The organism is Alteromonas sp. MmMcT2-5 (genome assembly GCF_022348315.1).
In the GTDB taxonomy this organism is placed as follows: Bacteria; Pseudomonadota; Gammaproteobacteria; order Enterobacterales; family Alteromonadaceae; genus Alteromonas; species Alteromonas macleodii.
Genome location: NZ_JAKRFB010000111.1, coordinates 1 through 2,747 on the forward strand (window position 1 = coordinate 1; position 2,747 = coordinate 2,747).

Consider the following 2,747-nt stretch of genomic DNA (forward strand, 5'->3'; position numbering starts at 1 on the left):
CTGCTTGTTTCTTTGACGAGAAGAGCGTACCACTTTTAGCAGTTGGCCTCCTCTTCTACACCTTTCCATGAATGTCGCACTTATTATCTGAAATCGGGGTTAACATTAGGCTATTTGAAGCAATTGCATTTGAGGTATGATGAAATATCTTATCTTGTTGGGTTTTCATACACTGCAAACTTTAATAGAGCATTTAAAAAATGGACAGGACAAACCCCTAGTGTTTACCGTGAATCATTAACAAAAAGCGTAGACAAATAAACATGCCAGAAGCCAAAATTTTAGCTTATTTGAAGGAAATAAAGTGGCCAAACGGATTTATTTGCCAGTGCTGTGGCCATGAGCATAGCTATAATTCGTGCTCCTTTGAAATACCCCTGAGTCAAACCAAATGCAGAGGCATGTAAAAAAATGAATAGAAATGAATTATTCTCTACCAATAAGTTTATTCAAGACTTTTGTTCAATTGCTGATTATGTAGGTATGTCAAAAATAGATTTTTCACAGGCAATAGGCTTGCCATTTGAGTGCATTGATGAACCCGAAGGAATTATCTCCTTACACTACATTATAGAGTCTTATAAAGTGCTTTTAAGCTATACAAAAGATGAATTATTAGGTACTCAAGAAAAACCGCTCCCTAGAGGAGCTATTGCTTTAATGATCAAATCTGCATGTGCAGAAAAAACATTATCAAAGGCTTTAAGCGCCATTGATAATGTTAATCGTGTATGCCAAAGCCCTATAGTAGCAAATTTAATCCTTGAAAAGGATATAGTGCGGTGGCAATTTTCTTTTGTAACAAAAAATTCTAACCACTATTTATTCGCTATTACTATGCTTACTTGTATTGCGAATAGAATGTTAAGTATGTTATTGAAAAAAGAGGTTCCTTTGCTCTATATATCCTTTAAAGACGATGAACCAGTGAACCTATGCGATTATCATTTCTTATACAACTGTCCGGTTAAATTCAATCAAAATTATAACGAGCTCGTTTTTGATAAAGCATGGCTAAACAAACCTGTTTTATGTAACTATAAAGATGTGGAAAAACAATTAAGGGTACCATTATCTATAACAAGTCATTCTTTTGACTCTTTGGGGCTTATAAGCCAGATTAAAAACATCATTTCTTTATACCCTAGAAACCAATTTCCAACTCAAAATGAACTTGCATCGGAACTTGGAATATCTATTCGAACCATGCAACGAAAATTAGAGTTAGAAAACTCTAATTACATGGTAATCAAAGATGACTTTAGACACAAAAAAGCCTTGTTTTACCTTGAGCATACAACTAAGAGCCTTGAATGTATGTCAGAACGATGTGGTTTTAGTGAGGTTGCTTCCTTTACCCGTGCTTTCATTCGTTGGCAGGGGTGTACGCCGTCAAAATACAAATCGATACGTAAGCGCCAATTTAAGCGGTGAGGCCAGGGCTAATCAAGCGCTTGCTTGACATTCCACGGCAATAAATCGGTTAGATCCGCGCCCGATTCTCGCTGGGGAAGCTCAGCAAATAGCTTTTCGAAGTAATAATAGGGGTTAATGTCATTGGCACGACAGGTCATCACGATACTGTAAAGTATAGCGCTCGCCTCTGCCCCTTTGACAGTTTTTGAGAACAACCAATTTTTTCGCCCAGTCGTAAACGGACGGATATCACGTTCGGTATGGTTGTTGTCAATACTCAACTGCCCGTCATGTAAGCGATCTTAAATCAGCACTTTACGCAGTTTTGGGCACATTCCAAGGTAATAATGCTTCTAATTTTTCAACTGTCGTGGCATCGGCAATATTATCTAGCACATATTTGATGTAACTGGAGGGTTCAACACCGTTAGCTTTGGCAGTTTCAATGAGCGAGTAACAGGTCGCACTGGCGTGTGCACCTCGCGATGAATCTGCGAACAACCAATTTCGTCGGCCTACGGCGAACGGTCGAATGGCATTTTCCGCTAGGGCATTACTGATATTGACGAAGCCGTAGTCGCAATAAGCAACAAGCGCATCCCACTGATTAAGCATATAGAATATGGCTTTGTAGGTCAGTGAATCTTTCAGTACCTTGGGTAGATTACGCTCAAGCCACGGTTTAAATTCGTTCAGAATAGGCACCGCTAAGGTTTGCCGTGCCTGGTATTTTTCGTCACTGCTCAAGTCAGCAATTTTCCTTTCAATGGCGTACAGCTTTCGGATATAACCAATCGCTACATCGGCTTTAGAGGGCGTGCCTTTTTTGCTATTTTTATGGCTAGGCGTGCCCGCTCGACTGGCTTCAATAAATTTACGCCGTGCGTGGTCCATACAGCCAATACGGGGTAATTGACGCTCGCGACAGACTTTGGCGTAACCCGCATAGCCGTCAACTTGCAAGACACCGTTAAATCCATCGAGTAGACGTGCAGGAACCTGACCGGCGCGTGAAGGGTCATAGTCAAACAGCACTGTCGGTTTATCCGGTGGGCCGCCACGGGTCACCCACATCCATTTATCACTTTGACGACTTTTACCGGCTTCGTCTAAGACTTGAATGCGCGTTTCATCCGCTTGAATATAGTTGCCCTGATTTTGTTGTTCGCGGGCCAGTTTGATTAAGGGGTGAAATACGTCGTTGAGTCGGATAACCCAATTGGCCATGGTATTAGGGGTTCTAGGGATTTTCCCCTCTAAAAAGACATAATCCTCTGTAGACCACACCAATAAATGGCTGCGGAGGTGGGTTACTACTTATAAGTGTGGCA

Annotated in this window: 1 protein-coding gene and 3 pseudogenes; 2 read left to right on the forward strand and 2 right to left on the reverse strand. The window is 41.1% G+C overall.

What is annotated here, in order from left to right:
- Positions 1-99: 99 nt before the first annotated feature.
- Positions 100-261: pseudogene (locus MHN09_RS21005) on the forward strand (AraC family transcriptional regulator); the annotation flags it as partial.
- Positions 262-411: 150 nt separating this feature from the next.
- Positions 412-1,434: an AraC family transcriptional regulator gene (locus MHN09_RS21010; protein WP_187448015.1), complete on the forward strand. Its 1,023-nt coding sequence runs from the start codon at positions 412-414 to the stop codon at positions 1,432-1,434.
- 8 nt (positions 1,435-1,442) lie between these two features.
- Here MHN09_RS21010 and MHN09_RS21015 read toward each other — a convergent pair.
- Both MHN09_RS21015 and MHN09_RS21020 read right to left on the reverse strand, forming a co-directional pair.
- A pseudogene (locus MHN09_RS21015) lies at positions 1,443-1,706 on the reverse strand (transposase); the annotation flags it as partial.
- 25 nt (positions 1,707-1,731) lie between these two features.
- Positions 1,732-2,667 (reverse strand): annotated as a pseudogene (locus MHN09_RS21020) (IS66 family transposase); the annotation flags it as partial.
- Between the last annotated feature and the right edge of the window lie 80 nt (positions 2,668-2,747).

What these genes read in the sequence shown, in the direction of transcription:
- MHN09_RS21010 (WP_187448015.1), top strand. Translation starts at nt 412, where the DNA reads ATGAATAGAAATGAATTATTCTCTACCAATAAGTTTATTCAAGACTTT.